Source organism: Mucilaginibacter flavus (assembly GCF_030409315.1).
GTDB lineage: Bacteria > Bacteroidota > Bacteroidia > Sphingobacteriales > Sphingobacteriaceae > Mucilaginibacter > Mucilaginibacter flavus.
This window is the reverse complement of sequence record NZ_JAUFPS010000081.1, coordinates 1-23,955: the sequence shown is the minus strand read 5'-3', so window position 1 is coordinate 23,955 and position 23,955 is coordinate 1. Positions and strand designations below refer to the sequence as shown.

Genomic DNA, 23,955 nt, shown 5'->3' with positions numbered 1-23,955 from the left:
GGCAGAATCCGCTCTCATCCCTTTTCACTTTATAATGCAAATTTATTTGCTTATATTATGACAACAAACATAGGAGGGGCAGAACAAGCGTAGCGATGTTCGGGGTGAGTCGTTGCCGATTTACAGAGCCTCCTTGCAAATTCTACAACCTCCTCTATATCATTTCTGTAAACCCAATGTCATCATATAAAATTAATTTTATAAATAAATAAACATTTACTTATAATTGTACCGTCATTCAATCAACAGAAATTAAAATCATTATGCGTCCAAAAAACCTCGAAAAAGAACAAGCTATCCGTACCATGGCGCTTGATATTATTGCCAATGAGGGGATGGAAAACCTTACCATGCAAAAGCTGGCAAAGGCTGCAAATGTTTCACCGCGTACTATTTACATCAAGTACGATGATAAAGAGGATCTTTTGATCAAACTTTTTATCTACGAGGTTTTAGCACCGTACGAGGCCGCTGTTTTAGATGGTTTTACCGAGGATATGGATTTTAGCATCGGTACCAAAAAACTGTGGATGAACACGTTTACTTATCTAAAAAACAATCGTTCGCATTTCGCTTTATTGCAGCATAGCAAAACATCGCCCTTGCTTCACAAAGCCTATCAGCAGGAAAACATTGTGCAAGGGCAGTACTTTGCGCCTATTCACCGCTTTTTAACTGCCAAGGCTAAGGCGGGTATCATTAAGGATCTCCCGTTTGATATTCAGCGGGCTTTGCTGATGTCGCCATTGATTGATTTAGTGAGCGAATATTTTGATCATACAACCAGGCCGGTGCAAATCATTACCGAAGACGTAATCATGCAATGTTGCGAAATTGTAATGAGCGGCTTACTCACCAATAAATAACCACCCCATGAACATCATTAAAAACAAAAACATAGCCATAGTAGGCGGCGGCCCGGGCGGCCTTACGCTTGCCAGAATTTTACAAATGAACGGTGCCAGCGTAAAAGTTTACGAACGCGATGTAAACCGCGACGTAAGAGTACAAGGCGCAACCCTCGATCTGCATGACGATTCGGGCCTGAAAGCTTTACGCAAGGCCAATCTCTCGGCAGAGTTTAAAGCAAATTACCGTCCCGGTGCAGATCATATGCGGATAACCGATCAAAATGCCCATATCATATATGAAGATGGTTTTGATGGTGATGACGAACATGCACGTCCCGAAATAGATCGCGGTCCGCTAAGGGAAATTCTGTTGGACTCCTTACAGCCGGATACTGTGGTGTGGGACTGCAACTTTGCAACCCTTAAACCAAAGGCCGATACATTTGAACTTCATTTTAAAAACGGAACCATCGCCCAAGCCGATATAGTGATTGCTGCCGATGGTGCTAATTCAAAAATACGCCCGTATATCACCCCAATCAAACCGTTTTACTCAGGCGTAACCGCGGTTGAAGGCGCGGTATATCATTCGACAATTAAAAGCCCTAAAATACATGCGCTATTAAAGGGTGGTAAAATATTTGCCATGGGCGATTCAAAAACGCTTATTGTAAGTTCAAAAGGCGATGGCAGCATGGCTTTTTACGTTGGCTTTAAAACCGATGAGTTTTGGGTAAAAGAAAGCGGAATTGACTTTGCCGATAAGGCACAGGTATTAGTCTGGTTTAAAAAAGATTTTGCTACCTGGGATAACATTTGGCATGAGCTTTTTGAAAATGCAAGCTCGGCATTTATACCCCGCCCTCAATATTGTATGCCCCTAAATCAAAACTGGGAGAGCCAGCCCAACCTTACCATGCTGGGCGATGCCGCCCACCTGATGCCACCCTATGCCGGCGAAGGCGTAAACATGGCCATGTTAGATGCCCTGGAATTAGCCGAATCCCTTTTAAGCGATGCTTACGCTAATACACAATCGGCAATCGCGGCCTTTGAAAAACAAATGCTTGCCCGCTTTGCCCTAATCGGACAAATTACGCTGCAACAAACAGAATCATTGCACTCACCGGATGCTATTGCTAATATGGTGACGATGCTGAATGGGGAATAGGTATTTTCTGTAGACGCAATATTTTGTGTGTTACGCGTGCAAATCAGATGTTCGTTGTCGCGGGTTTTAAATTCGGAAACTGTGAAGGGTTGAATGACCACATCCCAAAATGGGGCCATGCAGAGTTGTAGAATCCCTCGGACTGTGCAATTGTGGATGACAATCAAAATAATCCTAACGTCATGCCGAACTTGTCATGAATAGAGCTACGAAGCAGTGACGATCCTTTATTATTTTTAAGCAAGCTCCAAATTCAGGTATTTATTGCAATACCGCGCTCAATTCATCCAGCATGGCAGGTCTTCGCGGGTATTTTGATTTCAACCTCTTCGCCACCGCCACCACCTGCTCTTTTTGATGTGGAAAAGCCTTTATTATTTTTTGCATATTACCAACAAGTCGCGCGTATCTACTTCGGTCGGTGGCTTCGTCGCCTTGCAACTCCAGGGCCGGGATATAAAGTTGCAGCAACTCGGGAGCATATGAAAACACTAAATCGTTATGATACTGCATAATCCTGTCAATATCCCTTTCTTGTTTTACCAATTCAAATAACCTATCAGTAAATTTTTCTTCAATATAAATTGGCGAAAGCGCGGAAAGTAAGTAGCTGTTAAGCGACTGCCATTTACTGCCACCATGTTTTTTTGTAGTTGTTATGATAACTTCTTTAATGATAGTTTCAATTATGCTCTGCCATTCATCGGCGGTATAAGTTGCTTTCAACTGCCTGTAATAATCTATGCTAAACCAGGTATCAAAGGCAAATTGCTTATAATACTTACGGGTTAATAACAAATCATTCTCCAGTAAAGCTATCCTTAGCAACTGTTTTTCCCATTGCGTAACTATGCCGGGGTGCTTTTTGTCTCCTGCAATCTTAATCCCGTCGGCAATCAGGCTTTTCGCCCTTATAAAATCTTTATTATCAATGGCTTTATTTACCTCGGCTTGCCTTACCTCAACAATTTCCATGTTCTGGGCTGTTAATGCTTCAGCTTCTTCCAATCTGCCTATGGCTTCAAGAAATTCAATTTTAGTGGTTTCAAAAAACTCCAGCTGATAACTGCTGCTTCGTTTGGCTAACCTGGGCAGCCACGCGTCTATAAAACCTAAAAACTCTTCGTGTTTATTTAATTCTTCGGCTAAAGTTTGAAAAGTATCCATCAACTCATATCCAAAATCGCCATAGTCAAAATATACCGCATCGGTAAGCTGGGCTTGTAAAAAGCCAAACACGTGCTCTTTTATATCCATAATGGCATCGTCAGATATAGCAATTGATCTTACGAGTTGAATTATATTGAAAAGGGTATCGCCTAATGCTCCGCTGGAATCATCACAATAGGTAACTATCTGTATCATTTCCTTTAATGTTACTTTAGCTATCGCTAAAGATTCTACAAAATTCCTTTTATTGGCATAATCAAAACCTTTATCAACTAACTGACTAATCTGTTTTGCAAAACCCTGGGCCGACCGGTAATCCATATACCCTTTGCCCGTATATTGTTTGATCAGCTTCTTAATCTGGTCGGCATATATTTTGGCAGTATCAATGCGGCCATCTTTACCTGCAAAAAACAGTTCAAAAGCCATTTTAAAATCCTTACTTTTTAAAGCATATTCTTTTATGAAAACACGGTACTCATCTACGCTAACTTTCAGTAATAAATCATCAAACTGGTTCTTTTTACTTTTTTTTGGAGGGAGAATAATGCGCCTTGTCAATTCGTCTCTAATCTCGTATAAAACAGCTATCACATGCTTGCATATCGCACCGTCGTAAGGGCAATTACAGTAATATGCTGTAATTTCGTCCTTTTTGAGGGTAACTGATACCGAATACGTTTCAGAACCTTTAACAGCGGCAGCCCACTTGTTATCATCATCCTCTAAATCTTCAACCGCGTCGCCTTCGTAATACTCCTGCCCTCTTTGCAGGATTACTTTGCTTACTCGCTCTTCAAAATTTTGCAGGGTAAATGTTTTAGCGTTTGGCATAATCTGGTTATTAGAAATTATAAATTTATTTTTGTATAAAGCCGAGCTACAAATACATATAACAAAAAGTAAGTTTATGCATTTAGTTAGAGAAATCTCCCCCGAAATTATAAAAGATATTGCCGAGATGCTGGATATGGGTATGGTTTGCTTTTATCATAAACCAACGGGCACTATGGACTACTACCCCGATGAGTTAAAAAACCCGGGCTATGATGAAGAACTATGGACAGAAGTGATTGATAAAATTGATGAAAACTACGGCGATTACCAGCGCTTTGAGGCCATGAGCAGCCGTGAAGCGTTTACCATTATGGAGGATTTTATTGCGGATATCAACCACATCCCCACACATAACAAATTCATTAACGCTATATCGCGCAAAAAGCCCTTTGCCAATTTTAACAATTTGCTACATTATCACCCCGACTTACGGGAAAGATGGTTCAAATACAAATTAGCACGGGGCATCGAATACGTAAAAGAACAAATTGCATAAGTTCCTCTATCAAAATAAATGTTTATTCAATTCACTCCGTCCGCATCGGCAAGCGCGAGATCGGCAAACAGGAGGCCTTTTGAGCCATTGCAGGTTTCAATGGTATGGATGTATTTATAAGTGTTGGTAAGCTGATCAAAACCCTGATCAATTGCCCTGATATTTAAATCGGCCAGTGAATAGCTTTCGCAATCCTGGATACAAAAAAACTGCTCATCTTTCACGGGTAAAAAATCGTTGGTGTAACCTTGGTCGTGCAGGTTAATAACCATGCTGGTAAGCGCGTTGTTGAGAAGTTTCTTGTTGTTTTTCATGACCGTTTTACTTTTAATTCGTGAACATTAAACCGGGGGAAGACGATAGCTTTCAACTCAAACAAATATCAATCCAATTTATTACAAAAAACTAAGGCTCAAATATTTAATTCATTCATTCTTCATAAAAAACCGTTTTTGAGTGAACAAACGCCATCAAAAATCAAACTCTGTTTTAAGTATTTAAAAATCATTCATTTGCCAATTTAATTCCGCAGTTCAACGGATTTTATCAAAAGGAAAATATGACCTGTTTCTCACATTTTTTTCACCTTTCGTAAACAGAATTATCAGAAATTAGCAGGCCAATAATCAACCTGCAAATACCGCGAAAGATTATTGCTCAATAATAACCCATGCAGCACGTACTTGACAACCCCATCTGGAATGCTTTAGCAACCGGTAACCAAACCTTTGCTATAGGCAACAACCAGGCTAAATACTTTAAAAGAGATATTGCGCCCTTTGCAGCGATAGAAACAAATACAGCAGAAAATTTCACCAACCTTTATGAGCTACTACCTCAGAATACTGTAATAGCTGTTTTTAAACCCGAAGACATGGAGTTTCCTCAACCCTGGCAGGTTGTTGACCCGGTACCTGTGTTTCAAATGGTGTATGACCACCCTGTTACAACCCAAATTGATGATGCCGGCATTGTTACTTTAGGTGATGAACATATACCTGCCATGTTGGCATTAACCAAACTTACCAATCCTGGTCCGTTTTTTAACCGCACTATTGATTTTGGGAATTACTATGGCATTTTTGAGGGCGATGAACTGGTAGCCATGGCCGGCCGACGTATGCAACCCCTGCCTTATATGGAAGTAAGCGCTGTTTGCAATCACCCGGATCACCTGGGTAAGGGTTACGCCAGCAGACTAATACTACACCAGGCAAGGTTAATACAGGCCGACGGCGGCATTCCGTTTTTACATGTAAAAACCAGTAACGCAAGCGCTATTAAACTATACGAGAAACTGGGCTTCGTTATCCGCAAAGAAATGTGCATTTGCGCCATAAAAAAAGTATAATTGAACAACGCTATTGAACATGAAAATTTACGATTCATTATTGCAGCGCCTGCAAACACAATATAAAGCTATTGATCCTATTATTGATTACGTAAGTGATGAGCGGTTGTTAACCCCACCAGCGCCGAGAAAATGGAGCATTCACGACCAAATTGCCCACCTTGCCCGTTACCAGGTAATTTTTATTGACCGCATGCAGCAAATTCTGGATACGCCCGGCATACAATTTGGGGCCTACAAAGCTGATGAAGATAACCAGTTTCCTGCTTATCAGCTAACCTCATTAAATGACCTGTTAAGAAGTTACGAAGTAGACAGGGCAAAAATACTCGCGCTATTAAATCGCCTGAGCGACCACGAACTGACCTTAGTAGGCGTGCATCCAAAATACGGCAACCTGAGCATTTTACAATGGGCCGAGTTTTTCGTTTTGCACGAAGCGCACCACTTATTCAGCATATTTCAACTGGCAAGCGGTAATTGATTTTAATATACCTCAACTGTTTTATTTACTGATAATATTTGTAATTTAACACGTGTCTTTTTCACACTTAAAAAAAGGCGCATATCAACCTATAAGTTACATTTATGAAAATCAGTTTGAGATTTATCGCCGGGATATTGGCTGTTGGCTTGTGCAATTTTATGCCGGCAAAAGCGCAGCAGCAACCAGCTTCCATCACCGTTAATTTAAAACAGGAAACCGGGGATATGACTCCCATATGGGCATGGTTTGGGCACGATGAGCCCAACTATACCTATATGAAGGATGGCCGCAAACTGCTTACCGAACTGGCCGCTTTAAGTCCTGATCCCGTGCATTTGCGGGTACATAATTTACTCACTACCGGCGATGGCACAGCCGCCCTTAAATGGGGATCGACCAATGCCTATACCGAGGACACCAACGGTAAGCCGGTTTACGACTGGCACCTGATTGACAGTATTTTTGACACCTACATTAAACGTGGCATTAAGCCTTACGCCCAGATAGGTTTTATGCCGCAGGCCCTATCAACCCACCCCGAACCATACAGGCATTATTGGAAACCCGGTGATGATTACAACGACATTTATACAGGTTGGGCCTATCCGCCAAAAGATTATAATAAATGGGAAGAACTTATTTACCAATGGGTAAAGCATGAGGTTGCCCGTTACGGCCAAAAGGAGGTAGAAAGCTGGTACTGGGAAATTTGGAACGAGCCAAACATCAGTTACTGGAAAGGCACTATGTCCGAGTTTTTTAAAATGTATGATTATGCCGCCCATGGCCTGAAACGGGCCCTCCCAACCGCAAAAATTGGCGGACCAGAAATAGCCGGCGGATCGAGCAAAAGCGGCATGAAATTTTTAAGAGCTTTTATTGAGCATTGCATAGCCGATACCAACTACGCCACAGGTAAAATAGGCACACCGCTGGAAGTGCTCTCTTTCCATGCCAAAGGCCAACCCACTTTAGTTGACGGCAGGGTACGCATGAACATGGCCCCGCAGCTGCGCGATATTATGGAAAGCTTTAAAATTATAGCCTCGTACCCCCAAACAAAAAACATCCCGGTAGTCATCGGCGAATCTGACCCGGAAGGCTGCGCGGCTTGTGGTATGGCAACTAATCCGCAAAACGCTTATCGTAACGGCACCATGTATTCGAGTTACACAGCCGCTTCTTTTGCCCGCAAATATGAGCTGGCCGATTCATTAGGAGTAAACTTCATGGGCGCGGTATCATGGTCGTTTGAGTTTGAAAATCAGCCCTGGTTTTACGGCTTCAGGGATTTGGCTACCAATGGGGTTGATAAACCGGTGCTGAATGTGTTCCGGATGTTTGGAATGATGAAAGGCAAGCGGGTAAAAGTAATTGCCAGTGAAATGCACCCGCTGCAAACCGTTATCGATTTGGGATTAAGGGGCAAGGGCACCGATATTGGCGCGCTGGCCGCAAAAGATAAAAAGGAAGCAACAGTTATCATCTGGAATTACCATGATGACGATATTCAAAACGAAGGCAAACCGGTAAACATCAACATAAATGATATCCCGGCCACGGTTGCTTCCGTTGTTCAATATCGTATTGACGATAAGCACAGCAACTCCTATGAAGTATGGAAAAAGATGGGATCGCCACAAAAACCAACCGAAGCGCAAATAAAACAGCTGGAACAAGCGGGGCAATTGCAAACCATTGGCAAACCATTAAAACTATCCGTAAAAGCAGGAAAGTTAAATACGGTTATCGATTTGCCGAGGCAGGGTGTGGCGTTGTTGGTGGTGAGGTGGTAGCCGATATTCAAACGCTTTGGTATATCAATCTTAATTTGGTAAATTTGTTTATAACAAAGCGTCATGGCCATAGCTCAAAATTCACATACCGAACTCAATCCTATACAAGTTAGTTTGTTAAGGTTGTTTAACAGGCCAATGTCTGAAACGGAAACATTGGAGTTGAAGAAATTAATGGTTAACTATTACGACGAGCAACTGAATGATGAGTTGAACAAAGTCATTAAAGAGAAAGGCTATACTCAAAAAGATTTTGATGATATGCTCAATTCTACTAAACCGTTCTTCAAGTAATGCGAATTTATTATAAACATTATCTAAAAACTGTCATCCTGAACTCGTTTCAGGACCCCACTCGCTAAGTCTACACCGTATAGGCGACCTATCCCGTGTGTTGCCGAAACAAGTTCGGCATGACTATGCGATAATGGCTCACCCCAGGTAATTCACATACCGTTCCTCAAAAGTACCATCACTGTAAAGGTCAATTAAGCCGTAACCTGGCGCGGTTTCGCGGCGGTTACCTTCCCACCAGGCACCGCTTACAGCACCGTTGCATATGTAGGTTACGTTGTCATATAACACCCTATCACGGATGTGCTGGTGTCCGCTTAAACAAAGCTTTACATTGGGATGCTTATTGAACAAACTAATGAGTTTGGTACTATCGGTGTGCATATCGCCGCCCAAAACTTCCCATTTATTAACTACATCATCCATTAAAAGCGGCGTGATGCTCAGAATGGGTATATGCGACAGGATCAGTACGGGCATAGATGAATCGGTTGCATTCAGTTCATTTTCCAACCAGGCAAATTGTTCTTCGCCCAGTTTGCCAATGTACCAGGTGCCATCTACATCAAGGTGTACGCTATCCAGCAAAATAAATTTCCAGCCTCCTTTGGTAAAGCTGTTATAAGGCTTGCTTAGCTTTAGCTGATCCATGGCGTACTGCTTGCCGTAAATGGCCTGCTCCTTGTTATTTTCGTTCCACCATATATCGTGGTTACCAAGGCAAAAATGCGTTGGGATGCTGCTTTCGTTTTTAAGGATGCCGTTCATCAGCTGCCATTGATCGTTAATGGTGCCGATGTTTTCCTTGTTCATATCAAAAACAATATCGCCACCGTTCAGGATCAAATCGGGCTTTGGATTTTGCTGTTGCAGATGGTGCAGGCATTTTACAAATTTGACAGGTGCATCGTATTTATTTTTAAGGTGAATATCGGTAAGGTGGGCAATCCTCATCACCGTTTTTTTAGGGTTAATAACGTTTGCTATACCTAAAGAGGGCACCAATAAAAGTCCCCCGATATTCTTTAATGCTGATCTCCGTTGCATATCCTTTTACTTTTCCAAAACAGACGTAGGGAAAGGGATCGAACCTTTCATTTGCTGCCGACCAGCGCCTACTTATTGATCTTCTAAATCGGGTCAAAGTTAAACGCAGTATTTGGAAAAAACTGAAAAAGCTAATTATTTAACAAAAAGGTAATATGTGCGAAAGCATAACAGCAACCGGCAGATTACTTTACACCGGCCCACTAACTTTACCGAATGGATTTGATCAGCAAAAATGATATTATAAAAGCAATCGGTACTCAAAGGCTTCCAGGTTTGGCAACACTATTAATGAGGCTGATTAAAATAGACGCTTTTAACGATATGATGCGGCAGGCAGGCAATTTAAAAGGTGTTGATTTTACGAGTTATGTTCTGAACTTTTTAGGAATCAGGCTGGAAGTACATCCTGATGACCTGGCCAATATCCCCACCTCCGGGGCATTCGTCGCCGTAGCTAATCATCCTTATGGTGCTGTTGAATCGTTAGCTTTATTAAACCTGTTGGTTTCACAAAGGCCGGAAACCTTATTTATGGGCAACTTTTTGTTAAAACGCGTACCCAATCTTGCCGATTATATCATAGCGGTTAATCCATTCGATAACATTCAAGACAGTTCCAGCATCAGCGGGATAAAAAACACCTTAGGCAAATTAAAAAGCGGTACCCCCGTGGCTATTTTCCCTGCTGGCGAAGTATCGGCCTTCAATTTTAAAACGCAAAAAATTACAGATAGGGAATGGCATCCTGTGGTCGGCAAAATCATAGCCAAGGCGGGCGTGCCCGTGCTTCCTATTTATTTCCATGGCGATAATGGCATTGGCTTTAGCCTGTTGCGCTACATACACCCTGCCTTGCAAACCGCTATGTTGCCTGCCGAACTTTTCAATAAAAAAGGCCTGGTATTACGTGTACGGATTGGTAAACCTATATCCCCTTGTAAATTCAACGCGCAACAAAAATGTGATGAATTATTGCCTGTATTGCGGGCAACAACTTATGCGCTTAAAGGCGAGGCCGCATAAAATTTTGAAACTACTTTACCTTCTTCACTCCTTCACTCGTCATCACCACCCTTTTTATACTTCCATCCTTGTTATAATACAAATAATCAATACATACCGAACGGTGGAAACTGCCCGCATCGGGCACTAAAGCGCCATTATGATAAATAAAATAGCTTTTGCCTTTAAAATCAATAATGGCCTGGTGGTTGGTGTTGGAGTTACCGGCCAGTTCGTTGATGATGCCTTTGTAAACCCATGGTCCGTTAATGTTGCGACTCATGGCGTAGGCTATTTTCTCGGGGAACTCGTAAGCGTATGATAAATAATACCAGCCGTTACGTTGATGAATCCAGGGAGCCTCGGTGTAATGAGGCAGGGTGATGGTTTTTATTTCGCCGTCAAGCTCGGTCATGTTGGGTTTTAGTTTGGCGTAATAGCAAATACCGTTACCCCAAAACAGGTAGGCCTGCCCATTCTTATCAATAATTACGGTTGGGTCAATATCATCCCAGGAATGTTTTACAGCCTTGGTCATATCATTGGTAACCAATGCGGAACCGCGCGCATCTTTAAACGGCCCCAGCGGACTATCGCTTACCGCCACACCAATGGCTTTGCCAGGTATAGTGCCATGCTCAACGGCCACATACCAGTAAAACTTACCGTTACGCTCAATAACCTGCGATGCCCAGGCATCGGCTTTGGCCCAGGCGAAATCTTTTACATTTAATGGTGATTAGTGTTCGGTCCAGGTAACCATGTCTGATGAGGTGAAGCAGGTCCAGTTGTGCATTACGTAGCCGTTTTGGTTTGGAGCCGCCTGGTCGTGACCGGTGTACAGGTATACTTTACCCTTATAAACCATCGCCGCCGGATCTGCCGTGTATTCGTGGCGAATGATGGGGTTACCGTTGGAATGGATAATGGTATCTGCCGGGTTTGCCGCTTTGGCGGTGCTGAAGTAGCCGGTTAGTAGAATCGGTAAAATGTATTTTAGTGTTTTCATTGTATAATATTGTTGTATTAAAAACGATGGGGATCATAGTTGCAGCTTTCATCTGCCCGATGACGTAAGCTGGAAGCTTACTACAGTGTTACCCACGAGTTACGCTATGCTAAACTCGCGGGAGCTATGTATAATATTACTTCCCTATTACCGGCCATCCATCAACCCAATCCAGTTTCTCTAACCTCAGTTTAGAAATCCCCCTGTCCGTCGCATCGTAACCGTGAAAAATGATATAATCAGCGCCATCAAAATTAGCTACACCATTGTGGCCTACACCGTACCATTTATCGTCGCCTTGTAGTAAAATAGTACCGCCGCCTTTGTTCATGGCGAGGCCTGTTTTATCCAGGTATGGGCCTTTTAAGGTTTTTGATCTGCCGATGATCATTTTATAGGTACTCTTGGGGCCTTTGCAGCAATAATCTATCGATGCAAAAAGATAAAAATATTTGCCGTGTTTATAAATGAACGGGCCCTCAATGGCGTTACCGCCGGCATCAACAGGATTATTATCAACAGCGGGCAAAGCTTCTGAAGCTTGCTTTCTACGGGTGGCGATGGTTGGGATATTGTTAATGTCTTCCGCCACAGCCAGCCTGTCTTTAGTCAGCTTTACTAATTTTAAGCCATCCCAAAAAGAGCCGAAAACCAGGTAGGGTGTGCCGTCCTTATCGGTTATTAAATTAGGGTCGATAGCGTTCCAATTGGTTTTGCCGGGGATGGATTGGATCACCTTACCGTGATCAACCCATTTGTAAGCAGCATCATTAGTATGCAGTGTTGTATTGGTAGCCACCCCAATAACCGATGTATTTTTACCAAACGCCGATGCCGAGTAAAACAGGTAATACAAACCGTTATAATACGAAATATCCGGTGCCCAGATGTGCCCCTTAAAACCAGGAACAGCATCAACCGCCCATTGCGGCGCGCTGGCAAAAACAGGCTGCTCGTGCTTCCAATGCATCTTATCTGTTGATGACCATACAGCTATACCCATGCCCGTACAAAAAATGTAATAAATACTATCCTGCTTAATAATTACCGGATCATGTACCGAGATATCGGTTTTAAGCTCTTGCGCATTTGAAGCGAAGCTTACTATTAGGAGGAATAATATCGTGGTTATTTTTTTCACAGGATAACAGTCGGTTTATTCTTATTGTCATGCCGAACTCGTTTCGGCACCCCACGTGCTAAGTATACTCCTTGCGGGTTACCTGTCCTATGGGGTCCCGAAACAAGTTCGGGATGACTTCTCTTTTTTATCCGTCATTGCTACGAACCAATCCCCAACGATGCAGAGCGACTCTGCTTATCGGGAGATTGCTTCGTACCTCGCAACGACGGGAGGAGTAATGAATTTTTCCTAACTTATTTATTCTTCAACCTAATTACCTGCACGGTATAAGCCTCAATAGTGGTGTTAACCGCTTTACCGCTCACCACCATGGTGCTTTCAACCGGGCTGATGGTTTTAGGATTTTCCAACGAGTTTTCGGTATCGCCTTTATCGCTGTGTAGCGTAATCACGTTCGCTTTTTTCTGGTAAGCGCCGCCGTTAATTTTAAAGCTTACCGGTTGAGCGGTTGCGCTTGTATTTACAAATTTGATGATCAGTTCGTTGGTGTTTTTATCCAGGCTGGCGGTAGCAAAGCAGCCATCCTGCCCGGCTACCGATTCGTTATTTAAGGTAAGCGGCACTACATCCGTCCCTTTGTTTAAAGAAAATAGTTGTTGAACGTAATAACTTGGCGAGCCGTAACTTTTCAGGTTATCAAACCAAATCAAATCGGGCGTCCATTGCCAGCCATCAACATGGGCAAACAATGGAGCGTATGAAGCCATGTTTACCACGTCGGCATTACGCTCAAGGCCGGTCATGAAAGCAGCTTCGGCAAGGGCGCATTCCCAGTTATTTTTATTTAACGGGCTACCGGTAACAACGCTTTGCGCGGCATACTCACCAGCAAAGATTTTTGGTCCTTTGCGATCATAATTATCATAACGGCGGGCGTTTTCACGGAACCATTTTGGCGAGGCGTAATAATGCTCGTCCAAAATATCGGCACCCAGGCTGCGGAAAGTTTTGTTCAACAAATCAAACTCCGGCCCTTTAGGGAACGGACCTAAAGCAGATACAATTTTAACTTCGGGATATTTGGCTTTGATGGCTTTAGTAAAAATCTTCCACCTGTCGATATATTGCGGGCCCCATTGCTCATTACCCACACCAATCAGCTTCAGGTTAAATGGCGCAGGGTGACCTAAATCGGTCCTTAATTTACCCCACTGTGTACTGGCATCGCCATTGGCAAATTCAATGAGGTCAAGCGCGTCCTGTAAATATGGGTCAAGCTTATCCAATGGTACCATTTCGCTGGTGTTAAATTCGCAGGCCATACCGCAATTCAATATCGGTAGCGGCGAAGCGCCAATATCTTCGGCAGTCATAAAGTACTCCATAAAACCCAAGCCGAAAGTCTGGTAATAATCCGGTGCCGGGCGATGCGCAAACTCGGTGTTCCAGCGGTTAATAATATTGGTACGTTTATCAATATCGCCAATACTTTTTTTCCACTGGTAACGGGTATTCAGTTCGCGGCCTTCCACAATACAGCCACCGGGAAACCGCAGGAAGCCCGGTTTTATATCAGCTAACTTTTGTACCAGGTCGGCACGTAAACCGCCCGGGCGGTTTTTCCAGGTATGCTCAGGAAACAGCGAGATCATATCCAAATCGATAACACCCTTACCACTTAACCAAACAAAAATTTTGGCTTTTTTTGATGTAGCAGATGAGGTGAATTTTACATTATAGCGGTTCCAGTCTTTATCGGTAGGGTCAATTTCGGCTTTGCCAATAATAGCGTCGTTATCGCCTCGCAGTTCTATATTAACCTTTACGTTGCCTTCACTTTGCCGGGCCATTACAGAGAAGCTATAACCTTCGCCCTCCTTGATCCCGGTTCCGCCACGGAAGCCTTCATTCTCTAAACCAAAAGCACCGGTTTCTGATGTTACGTAGGCTTTGATAAAGTGAGCATTTTCCGGACGTTCGGCAGCACGGTTAATTACTTCCACCCGGCCATCGCCGCCATCTTTCTTTTGCTCATCCCAGCCCATTAATGGCATGTTAAACTCAAACGAGCGGTTTTTGATCAACTCGGCATAAACCCCGCCATCGGCTGCCTGGTTAATATCCTCAAAAAATATCCCGTACATGGTTTTTTGTATGGGTGTTTTAATTTTATCGGCCTGTATGGTATAAACCTTTGGTGTTTGCGCTTGTGCAGATAATAGCATACCAGCGCCACAAATTGTTAAAAAAGCTTTCCTGATCATTGATGGTTAAATTGGAAGCTAAATCTATAAATAATTATTTAATAAGTGTTAATTTAACAATCATTATTTTTTGAAATAAAAAATGTCATTTCGAAACGAGGTGCGAGTGAGAAATCTTATAGGCCTTTCTACCGCTTGCTTACCGTCTGTATACGATTTTGTTGATTGGAAGCGATAAGTGACAGCGCGATGGCGGGTGTGTTATCCGCGTTCCCAATAAACGCTGGAAGAAACACACCCCTCCGCCCCTCTCAAGAGGGGAATCGCACATGGCCACGCTTTTTTTATCTTCTGTCCAAAAATCCTATAGTCCCAAAGTCCGCTCGTCCCTTATTTCTTCTTTCCCCAAACTGCAGTACCTGTATTATCAAGTCCCGTAAAAATGAGGGTTGATGTTATTTTGTTTTCCCAGTCACGTTCCCGTTCTACCTTTAGTTTATAGGTATCGCCGGTGCTGTATTTTAGGGTGATATAGGGCGATGTATACGTCCAGGTATCGGTTGCGCTGCCGTTGATGGTACCTGCCGCATCCAGCTTAAAGGTTGTTGATACCTGGAAATCGGGATTAGTTTGCTCGGTACCATAGCCCGGCACAATGTGGTAACCCAGCGAGATTTTTTCATACGTACCTGCTATGTCCGCATTGGCAACAGCCGTTTGGGCAACATTGGCATAACGTTCTGGCGATACTACCGGCCAGCCATCGGGCGTCCAGGATATTTTACGTACATGCAGGTCCATAAAATAGGAGTTTATCCCCGGCCTGCCCTGGTGCGCCATAAAATATTGACCGCTGCCATCATCAAACACAGCGCAATGCCCCGTTCCCTGCCAACCGCTTTGGTTGGTAAACTGGTATGGTGCCAAAATCATTGGTCCGTGGTCTTCATCGGTATTGATATCGTACCCGTTATAATCATAAAACGGACCTGTCGGACTATCGCCCCGGCCCACCCTTACATTGTACTTGGTTTGCAGCCAATCGTAACTGATAAACAGGAAATATTTTTTTAAATCGGGATTATAAATTACTTCGGCACCTTCAATGTTGCCATTGTATTTGCCACCTGTAAAACCGCGGTTAGCAATACGCTTACCCTTATCTCCCGGCGACGCCGCTAAACCAGTGGAGGCATCGAGCTTCAAAATATAAATACCATCCCATGCCGAACCGTAATACATGTACTGCTCGCCTGTAGTTGTGGTAACTACCGTTGGATCAATAGCGTTGGTTTGCACACTTGCATCATTGGCCGATGTTACCACCACGCCTTTCTCCGTCCATGGCCCATCCGGCGAGGTAGCCGTGGCCATACCGATAACGCTTAACCTTGCAACAGCCGATGATAAAGAATAGTAAAGGCGATACTCCGATCCTACCTTCATTACATAAGGTGCCCATAGAGCGTTGTAAGGCGTACCTCCTTTACTTGTAATATAGGCAGAACCCTGGGCCGGTAATGACGAAAATACCCAACCTACATACTCCCACTGCACCAAATCTTTCGACCGGCGGATTTGCAAACCCGAGCGTACATCTATCCCAAAACCAACATCGGTACTGTAACAATAATAATAATCGCCAAACTTTTTGATGGATGGATCATGAACGTTGTACACCGTCCATTTTGGGTAGTAAATAAATGCCGAAATATCTGCATAAGTATCACTAATGCTGTTGATATCAAACGCCGTGGTTACCGGCGTTGTAGTGGTGGTGGTATCTGTTTTTACAGGCGTCGGCGTTTCCTTTTTTGAGCAGGAAAACAGTGCGGTTGCCAGTGCGGCAGCTATGTATAAAACTCTTGCGTTCTTCATCTTGCGTTCTTAACCTTTTATTAATTCCCTCCCTCGGAAGGGGTGAGTTGGGCGGTGAGCAATGGCAGGGAGGGGTTTATACGAGCGATTGCCGCCTGATTAAACCCCTACCTCCCCTTCCCCGAGGAAGGAATCGCACCACCCCCCAACTCTTTTATTCTCCTATCATCTAATACCCCGGATTTTGCACCAAACCAACATTGGTTTGCACCTCTGTAAGCGGTATTGGTAAATACTCTTTGCCGGTGGTATACGTATTAAATTCAGGATCGCGGGATTTTAACCAGGCCAGTTTGGTGGCATCCTGTAACCAGCCCCAGCGGCGGATATCGTCAAAACGGTGTCCTTCTAAAGAAAACTCCAGGAAACGTTCGTGTCCTATCTGCTCGCGCATATCGGCCTGGCTCATGTTGGGTTTTACGGTGGCCAGGTTGGGTAAACCAACACGATTACGCACCATTTGTATGTATTGGTAAGCATCTGAAGTTTGGCTCAGTTCGTTCAAACATTCGGCATACATCAGCAACACATCGGCGTAGCGCATTAGTCTTTCGTTAATTCCCGAGCGCCAGTCGTATTCGTCGGCCTGGCCGCTATCGCCATTCTCATACTTGTGGCAAAATACCGCGTTTAATGACGAACTGCCCGCATACCGGGCGGCAAAGCTCTGGTTGTATAATTTCTCGCCGGGCTTGTTGTAGTACATGGTTACATCCAAACGCGGATCAACGGCGCCGCTGGTTGTTTTTTCCTGCAGGTATTCATTATATAATGCAGGTGTTGGCTGCACATCGGTAAAGCCAAAGCTTGCGGCACCGAAAGTAATGGCACGTGCAGATGTACGACCCCATCCAGATGAAGGATCGCCACCCCAACCTAAATCTGTTCCTCCGGCATCCCGTGAAAACTGAACCTCAAATATCGATTCGGAATTGTTTTCATTATTGGCGAAAAAGTTATCGTAATAATTAGGCACCAGGCTGTAAATACCCAAATCCATCACCGTTTTAAATTGGGCGGCAGCTTCGGCATATTTTTTTGTGAACAGGTACGTTTTACCAAGATAAGCAGCGGCGGCACCTTTGGTAGCGCGGCCCACCTGGCCATCAACAGCTAAGCCTACGTAGGTTGTTGGCAGCATATCTTCGGCGGCTTTAAAATCGCTGATCACCTGGGCCCAAACCACATCCTGGGGTTGTTGTTTCTGAAAATAATCGGTGCTTGAAGCGGCAGGCGCTAAAGGCATAGGCACGTTTTTATAAAAATCGGCCAAATGAAAATAGTACAGCGCGCGTAAAAAATAAGCCTGACCTAAAACACGCTTTTTCAGGTCGGCATCCATATTAATGGCGGGTACATATTTCAATACCTCGTTGGCGCGTAAAATACCCTGGTAGTAAGCGGTCCATGAAAAAAGCACGCCATCGCCGGTGCTTTGCATGTTAAACTTACCCATGTTGTAAATCTGGTCCCAAGGACTATAGCTGGTAGCATCATCACCACGTGTATTCTCCACAATGGGCGAAAAACGCATGTATGAGCCATCAATAATTAAGCTGCCATATACGGCGTTGATACCTTTTACAGCATCTGATGCATTTTGCCAAAAAGTTTGACTTGTTTGCGCGTTAGGATTCACCGTAGTTAAATCGCCCTTTTTACAACCCATGGCAAATATGGCAACCAACATTGCCGTAAATACCGCTTTTGTATATATCGTTTTCATTATAAATAATGTTAAAATCGTTAATCAATTATTAAAGCCCTACCTGTAAGCCAACCAGTAACGTGCGCGGATTAGGGAACGAGCCATAATCAAAACCGCGGTTAATGGTGCCATCATTAATAAAATCGGGGTCGAACCCTTTGTATTTGGTGATGGTGTACAGGTTTTGACCGGACAGGTAAATCCTGAAGCTCCTGAAAACGTGCGTACGGTTTAGCAAACCGGCCGGTATGGTATAACCCAACTGCGCGGTTTGCAAACGCGCGTATGATGCGCTTTGAATAAACCTGTCGGAGTTGCGGTTATTCGCGTTAGGGTCGCCAATAATTGGGCGGGGTACGTTGGTATTGGTATTAGTTGGTGTCCAAAAGTTAAGTTCATCGGTGCTGGCATTGGTATACTGGCCGGTCATTAACGACTGGTATACACCGTTGGCAATTTTGCTGCCGTAATTGCCCTGTATAAATATAGATGCGTCAATATTTTTGTAGTTGGCCGTAAAATTAAAGCCATAGTACAATTTAGGAATGGCCGAACCTAAGTAAACCCTATCGGCGTCGTTAATAACACCATCTTTATTGGTATCTACAAACTTAATATCGCCTGGGGCCGCGCCGGTTTGGGTGGCGTGGGCTGCAACATCGGCAGCATCTTTAAAAATACCTTCGGTTTTAAAAGCGTATAGTTCGCCTACTTCGCCACCTACCGCTGTTTTACTGTAGGCGCCATAAATAGGGTTACCACCATTACCCAATGATAATACCTTGTTTTTTACTGTAGACGCGTTTGCGCTGATGGTATAGTTAAACGGACCACTATCCTTACTACGATACGTTACCGTAAACTCGATACCCTTATTGGTAAATGAAGCGGCGTTAACCAATGGTGTATTGATAGCACCTACCGAAACCGGGATAGGTACCGGCAACAGGATACCTACAATTTTGTTGATATAATACTCTGACGAAAAGCCCAGCTGATCATGAAACAGGCTTAAATCCAAACCCACGTTGGTAGTACGTTTTTGCTCCCATTTATTGGTTTGATCAAAAACCTGTGTTTGGGTTGCGCCCGATGCCAGGGTATTGCCAAATACGTAGCTGGCATTGGCGTTAACCACAGCCTGGTATGGATAAAACGATAAGGCGTTTACGTTACCCAAAGTACCGTAGCCCGCTTTTAGTTTTAACTGGGTGATTGCTTCGGGTAACTTCAGGAATTTTTCTTTGGCTATGTTCCAACCTACCGATACACCGGCAAAATTACCAAAGCGATTGCTAACCGGCAGTTGCGATGTGCCATCGCGCCTGTAGTTGGCGGTTAACAGGTAACGGTCATCATAATTATAGTTTACACGGCCAAAAATGGGCGAATAAAACTTGCGTTCGTTGCTGTTACCAAATACGGTTTTATCGGCAGTATTGCTTACGTTATCAAACGAAAACAGGTATGGCTGCGGCAGGTTATAGGCTATACCAGTAAGGTTATCATTTTTATCTTTTTGATAAGCGGTACCTGCCAGTAACTCCACATTGTGTTTGTTTACGTGGAATTTATAGCTTAAGGTATTTTCAACCAAGGCTGTATAGTAGTTGCCGCGCGCATCGCTGTAATAAGCAGATGTGTTTGGATAAAACCAGCCCAGGTCATAAATAGGATCAAAATAAGTGTTCTTAAAATCGTTACGGTCATAGCTTGCGCTTAGGCGGTATTTCAGGTTTTTGATGATCTCCACCTCCATCCAGGCCGATGCTACCAGGCGGTTACGTTGCCCGGTGCTGTTTAGTAAATTATTTACGCCGATGATGTTTAGCGAGATAGCCCGTTGTGTATTTTGATCGACACCGCCGTAACCGCCAACGCGGTTAGCATCATAAATTGGCATAGTTGGGATGGCGGTAACCAAATCAACTATCTGGTTGCCGGTACCATGCAAATGCGGGTAGGCCAGGTTATTGTAATCGCCCTCGGTATAGGCAAACTTGGTGCCGAATGATACAATGCCTTTTTTGCCCTGAATATTACCACTCAGGTTATAACGGGTGTATGATGGGCCAGATACCGTGGTACCGGTTTGATTATAGTAATCAAGCGCTACATTGTAACTCATGTTATCATTCCCGCCAGATAAGCCCAGGTCATGACTTTGGGTATAACCTGTTTTGAAAGCCGATTTTTGCCAGTCGGTATTTACATTGCTGATAAATTTAGGCGACGTTGGGTCATTACCCGGCGCTAAAGATAAGCCCGCGTTAGTTTCGGCAGCATCGGCAATTTTCTGGTAGCCCACCCTATCGGTAACAGATAATGTTTTAGGATTTTTTTGAAAGCCCGCGTAACCGTTGTAGTTAATTCTCATGGCTCCGTTTTTACCCTTTTTGGTGGTAATAATAATTACACCATTAGCACCACGGAAACCGTAAATAGCGCCAGCCGATGCATCTTTAATTACCTGCAGGCTTTCAATATCTGTTGACGGGAAATCAAATGGCTCCATAGTTGGCACACCATCAATAATATACAGCGGATTATTGTTAATCAGTGAGCTTACACCACGGATACGGATAGATACCCCTTCGCCCGGCACACCCGATCCGTTAACCTGCACACCGGCTACCTGGCCCTGCAAAGCGCGGGCAATATCAGGCGTGGTGCGTTTGTTGGCATCCTTCATATTTACCACGGTAACAGAGCCCGTTAGGTTTTCCTTTTTCTGGGTACCGTAGCCAACCACAATTACCTCGTTTAATGAGTTTGAGGCTGCTTTAAGCTGCACATTAAGCGCCGAGTTGCCGTTAAGCGGCACTTCCTGCGTGGCATACCCTACAAACGAAAACACTAATATCACGCTGCCCGCATTAGCATCCGGAATGTTTAACGAGTAACGGCCCTGCACATCGCTTTGGGCGGCTACATTGGTGCCCTTTACCCTAACGGTTACGCCCGGCATGGGCAGGTCGGCTTCATCGGTAACCCGGCCTATTACCGATAGTACAGATACAGTACCCCCTTTTTCGGATAGGATCACCAGGTTATTATCGCTTAGTTTATACGTAAGGTTTGTATTGGCCAGCAAAACCGCCATGGCCTGATCAAGCGACGCGTCGGTAACTTTAAGACTGGCGGGCACGGCGTTTTTTGCCAACACATCATCATTATACAAAAAGCGATAGTCAGACTTTTTTTCAATTTCTTTGAATGCTTTTTTAAGACTTACATTCTCAAAATTTACGTTGATTATACTCTGTCCATATCCCTTTGCAAAAGATTGCAACGATGATACAATCACCAGGGCAAGGATAAATTTACACATAAAAAAGATCTTCAAAAATTGATTCAACCGCGCTTGGTTAACGCGGTGTGCATTTTTTTTCATAATTTAGCATTAAGGTTGTTTTAACTATTTGGTTTACAAAAGGCTGGTAGTTAACTGTTACCACATACAACGGGGGGATGCTGGAACATTCTCCCGTTTTTTGGTTTTAGTTTAGATATTTATCTAAGCATAGGCTGTTTAATTAATTTTTTAAATGGGTTAATAAACTAAAATTTGATTGTTGTTGGTTTTATAATGGAAATAGGTTGTGGCTTGCAGGGCTTTTAAGGCTTTACCGATAGATTCATTTTGAAACCTGCCGGTAAACCTCATTTTTTTTAATTCTTCGTTATTAAAGCTGATGGTTACGTTGTAACGTCGCTCCAGCTTTTTGGCCAAGCTTTCAAAATCCTCGGCATCAAAGGCCAGCTTATTCTCAATCCAAAGCGCCTCTGAGGGTAAAGTATCTTTTTTAGCCAGGTGGATTCGGCTTAATGCCATTAAAGGCGTTTCTTCTTTTATACCGCTTTGTGGCGTTAATATCGCCTCGCGGGCAGCAGGCAGGGGCTCGTTGTTAATAGTAATTTTATCGGCAGCGTTTAAGATGATCTTTTTTTCGGGTGTTTTTAAAACCGTAAGTTCAATACGGCCCCTAATCAACGAGGTTTCTGATGTGCGATCACTGTTGTACGCTCTCACATTAAACTTGGTACCCAAAACTTTTATGCTGATGGTTGGCGTGGTTACAATAAAAGGATGGCGCGCATCTTTTACCACATCAAACAAGGCCTCGCCCAATAGGGATACATTGCGGTGTTCGGCCCCATAGTTGGCCGCGTAAACCAGCTTGCTCCCCCCGTTTAACCATACCCTGGTACCATCGGGCAGCTGAACTTTGCTGATGCCGTTTTGCGGTGCTATAATTTCGTTAGGCTTACTGTTATTAGTCACATTATTTTTGTTGATCAACACAAAAACCAATGCGAAGCAGGCGGCTGCAACAATCGAAATAATTTTCAAAAAGCGAATGATACCTTGTTTCGGTTTAGCTGTTTCAGCATTTTCGGCAGCAGTTTCATCCGCGGCAATGGCATCAGCAGCATCAAGCTTACTTTCAAACGCGCTCCATTTATCTTCTGATGTGTTAATTGATTTAGGCTGATTCTCGGCTTTCCAGATCTGCTCCAACATATCAAGCGGATACAGGTCTGCCGCGCCTTGTTGCAGCAGTTCTTCAAGTTCAAGCAATTCTTCGGCGGTAGCCTCACCACTTAACTTTTTACCTATCAGTATCCAAATATTGTTAATCATTATTTAAGCCTCTATTGGTAAAGACTGTAAATAATTAAAACACCCTGGCGGGAAATGGAAAATATTTTTAGCTACAACTATTTAAGCTACATTTATCAAAAATCATCACTTATTCAAATGATACCAGCTCCCAAACTGATAGACCTTAGCCACATTATTTTTGATGGCCTTATCACCTATAAAGGCCTCCCCGCCCCCATCATTTGTGATTATTTAAGCCGCGAACAATCAAAAGGATTATACGATGGCGGAGCTGAGTTTCAGATAGGCAAAATTGAAATGGTATCCAATACTGGCACCTATATCGATTGTCCGTTTCATAGGTACGCGCATGGCCATGACCTGGCCGAAGTACCGTTGGAACAATTTGCCAATCTTGATGCCATAACCATTGATGCATCCGGGTCAACCTCCATTGGTATCGAGTTTTTCAAATACAAAGAGGTACGCGATAAAGCCGTTATGGTAGCCACCGGTTGGAGCAAATACTGGAATACCGATGCCTATTTTGAAAACCATCCCTATTTAACCGCCGAAGCTGCAGAATATTTAAAAGAGCAACAGGTGAAACTTGTTGGCATAGATAGCCATAACATTGATAATACACAGGGCAAAACCCGCCCGGTACATACCATTTTATTAGGTGCCAATATTTTAATAGTAGAACACCTTTGCAACCTGGATAAATTACCTGCCAGCAATTACAAGTTTAACGCCGTGCCGCCAAAGTTTAAAGGTGTGGGTACATTTCCAGTAAGAGCGTACGCAATGGTGTAGGGCTTGACGTGTAATATAGCGTAGACGACTCACCCGACGATCAGTTAGCTAACTGACGTCTACCCCTCCTATGTTTGTTGTCATAATATAAGCAAATAAATTTGCATTATAAAGTGAAAAGGGATGAGAGCGGATTCTGCCCCAA

At 43.6% G+C, this 23,955-nt stretch carries 19 protein-coding genes and 1 pseudogene; 9 read left to right on the top strand and 11 right to left on the bottom strand.

The annotated features are described in order from the left end of the window. Positions 1-263 precede the first annotated feature (263 nt). The gene (locus QWZ17_RS24365) at positions 264-866 is read left to right on the top strand and encodes a TetR/AcrR family transcriptional regulator (protein ID WP_290307937.1); all 603 of its coding nucleotides are present in this window, start codon (positions 264-266) and stop codon (positions 864-866) included. Positions 867-873: 7 nt separating this feature from the next. Beyond that, positions 874-2,022: an FAD-dependent oxidoreductase gene (locus tag QWZ17_RS24360; RefSeq protein ID WP_290307936.1), complete on the top strand. Its 1,149-nt coding sequence runs from the start codon at positions 874-876 to the stop codon at positions 2,020-2,022. A gap of 261 nt (positions 2,023-2,283) precedes the next feature. Here the strand turns inward: QWZ17_RS24360 and QWZ17_RS24355 are convergent, their stop codons facing one another. Beyond that, positions 2,284-4,026 (bottom strand): SWIM zinc finger family protein, encoded by a 1,743-nt coding sequence (locus tag QWZ17_RS24355; protein WP_290307935.1) that lies wholly within the window; start codon positions 4,024-4,026, stop codon positions 2,284-2,286. Between the two features lie 76 nt (positions 4,027-4,102). On the opposite strand from QWZ17_RS24355, the gene QWZ17_RS24350 reads away from it, so the two are divergent. Beyond that, complete coding sequence (locus QWZ17_RS24350) at positions 4,103-4,525, top strand: UPF0158 family protein (protein WP_290307934.1); 423 nt, start codon at positions 4,103-4,105, stop codon at positions 4,523-4,525. A 26-nt stretch (positions 4,526-4,551) separates the two neighbouring features. Here QWZ17_RS24350 and QWZ17_RS24345 read toward each other — a convergent pair whose 3' ends face one another. Then, the gene (locus QWZ17_RS24345) at positions 4,552-4,839 is read right to left on the bottom strand and encodes a hypothetical protein (protein WP_290307933.1); all 288 of its coding nucleotides are present in this window, start codon (positions 4,837-4,839) and stop codon (positions 4,552-4,554) included. Positions 4,840-5,195: 356 nt separating this feature from the next. Between QWZ17_RS24345 and QWZ17_RS24340 the strand changes: the two genes are divergently transcribed. The 4 genes from QWZ17_RS24340 to QWZ17_RS24325 all read left to right on the top strand — a co-directional run bounded on the left by QWZ17_RS24340 (position 5,196) and on the right by QWZ17_RS24325 (position 8,453). Continuing rightward, the gene (locus tag QWZ17_RS24340; RefSeq protein ID WP_290307932.1) at positions 5,196-5,876 is read left to right on the top strand and encodes a GNAT family N-acetyltransferase; all 681 of its coding nucleotides are present in this window, start codon (positions 5,196-5,198) and stop codon (positions 5,874-5,876) included. A gap of 19 nt (positions 5,877-5,895) precedes the next feature. After that, entirely contained in the window at positions 5,896-6,360 is a 465-nt protein-coding gene (locus QWZ17_RS24335; RefSeq protein WP_290307931.1) for a DinB family protein, read from the top strand. A gap of 104 nt (positions 6,361-6,464) precedes the next feature. Continuing rightward, positions 6,465-8,159 (top strand): GH39 family glycosyl hydrolase, encoded by a 1,695-nt coding sequence (locus tag QWZ17_RS24330; RefSeq protein ID WP_290307930.1) that lies wholly within the window; start codon positions 6,465-6,467, stop codon positions 8,157-8,159. Positions 8,160-8,222: 63 nt separating this feature from the next. Then, entirely contained in the window at positions 8,223-8,453 is a 231-nt protein-coding gene (locus QWZ17_RS24325; RefSeq protein WP_290307929.1) for a DUF8507 family protein, read from the top strand. A gap of 138 nt (positions 8,454-8,591) precedes the next feature. On the opposite strand, the gene QWZ17_RS24320 is transcribed toward QWZ17_RS24325, so the two are convergent. Further along, entirely contained in the window at positions 8,592-9,500 is a 909-nt protein-coding gene (locus QWZ17_RS24320) for a metallophosphoesterase family protein (RefSeq protein ID WP_290307928.1), read from the bottom strand. A gap of 216 nt (positions 9,501-9,716) precedes the next feature. Here QWZ17_RS24320 and QWZ17_RS24315 point away from each other — a divergent pair, with 216 nt between their 5' ends. After that, positions 9,717-10,526: a lysophospholipid acyltransferase family protein gene (locus tag QWZ17_RS24315; protein ID WP_290307927.1), complete on the top strand. Its 810-nt coding sequence runs from the start codon at positions 9,717-9,719 to the stop codon at positions 10,524-10,526. A 10-nt stretch (positions 10,527-10,536) separates the two neighbouring features. On the opposite strand, the pseudogene QWZ17_RS24310 reads toward QWZ17_RS24315, so the two are convergent. The 8 genes and pseudogenes from QWZ17_RS24310 to QWZ17_RS24275 all read right to left on the bottom strand — a co-directional run. Then, positions 10,537-11,217: pseudogene (locus QWZ17_RS24310) on the bottom strand (glycoside hydrolase family 43 protein); the annotation flags it as partial. 27 nt (positions 11,218-11,244) lie between these two features. Further along, complete coding sequence (locus tag QWZ17_RS24305) at positions 11,245-11,514, bottom strand: hypothetical protein (protein WP_290307926.1); 270 nt, start codon at positions 11,512-11,514, stop codon at positions 11,245-11,247. Positions 11,515-11,650: 136 nt separating this feature from the next. Then, complete coding sequence (locus QWZ17_RS24300; RefSeq protein ID WP_290307925.1) at positions 11,651-12,655, bottom strand: family 43 glycosylhydrolase; 1,005 nt, start codon at positions 12,653-12,655, stop codon at positions 11,651-11,653. A 236-nt stretch (positions 12,656-12,891) separates the two neighbouring features. Next, positions 12,892-14,862 carry an alpha-L-arabinofuranosidase family protein gene (locus QWZ17_RS24295; RefSeq protein WP_290307924.1) on the bottom strand — a complete coding sequence of 657 codons (1,971 nt, stop codon included), beginning with the start codon at positions 14,860-14,862 and terminating at the stop codon, positions 12,892-12,894. A 330-nt stretch (positions 14,863-15,192) separates the two neighbouring features. Beyond that, positions 15,193-16,680, bottom strand: coding sequence for an arabinan endo-1,5-alpha-L-arabinosidase (locus tag QWZ17_RS24290; protein WP_290307923.1), 1,488 nt, complete (start codon positions 16,678-16,680; stop codon positions 15,193-15,195). Between the two features lie 169 nt (positions 16,681-16,849). Continuing rightward, positions 16,850-18,406: a RagB/SusD family nutrient uptake outer membrane protein gene (locus tag QWZ17_RS24285; RefSeq protein WP_290307922.1), complete on the bottom strand. Its 1,557-nt coding sequence runs from the start codon at positions 18,404-18,406 to the stop codon at positions 16,850-16,852. A gap of 31 nt (positions 18,407-18,437) precedes the next feature. After that, positions 18,438-21,782, bottom strand: coding sequence for a TonB-dependent receptor (locus QWZ17_RS24280; protein WP_290307921.1), 3,345 nt, complete (start codon positions 21,780-21,782; stop codon positions 18,438-18,440). A 159-nt stretch (positions 21,783-21,941) separates the two neighbouring features. Further along, a complete protein-coding gene (locus QWZ17_RS24275; RefSeq protein WP_290307920.1) occupies positions 21,942-23,033 on the bottom strand; it encodes a FecR family protein in 1,092 nt (363 codons plus the stop codon). Between the two features lie 54 nt (positions 23,034-23,087). Here QWZ17_RS24275 and QWZ17_RS24270 point away from each other — a divergent pair, with 54 nt between their 5' ends. Continuing rightward, complete coding sequence (locus tag QWZ17_RS24270) at positions 23,088-23,810, top strand: cyclase family protein (protein WP_290307919.1); 723 nt, start codon at positions 23,088-23,090, stop codon at positions 23,808-23,810. Positions 23,811-23,955 lie beyond the last annotated feature (145 nt).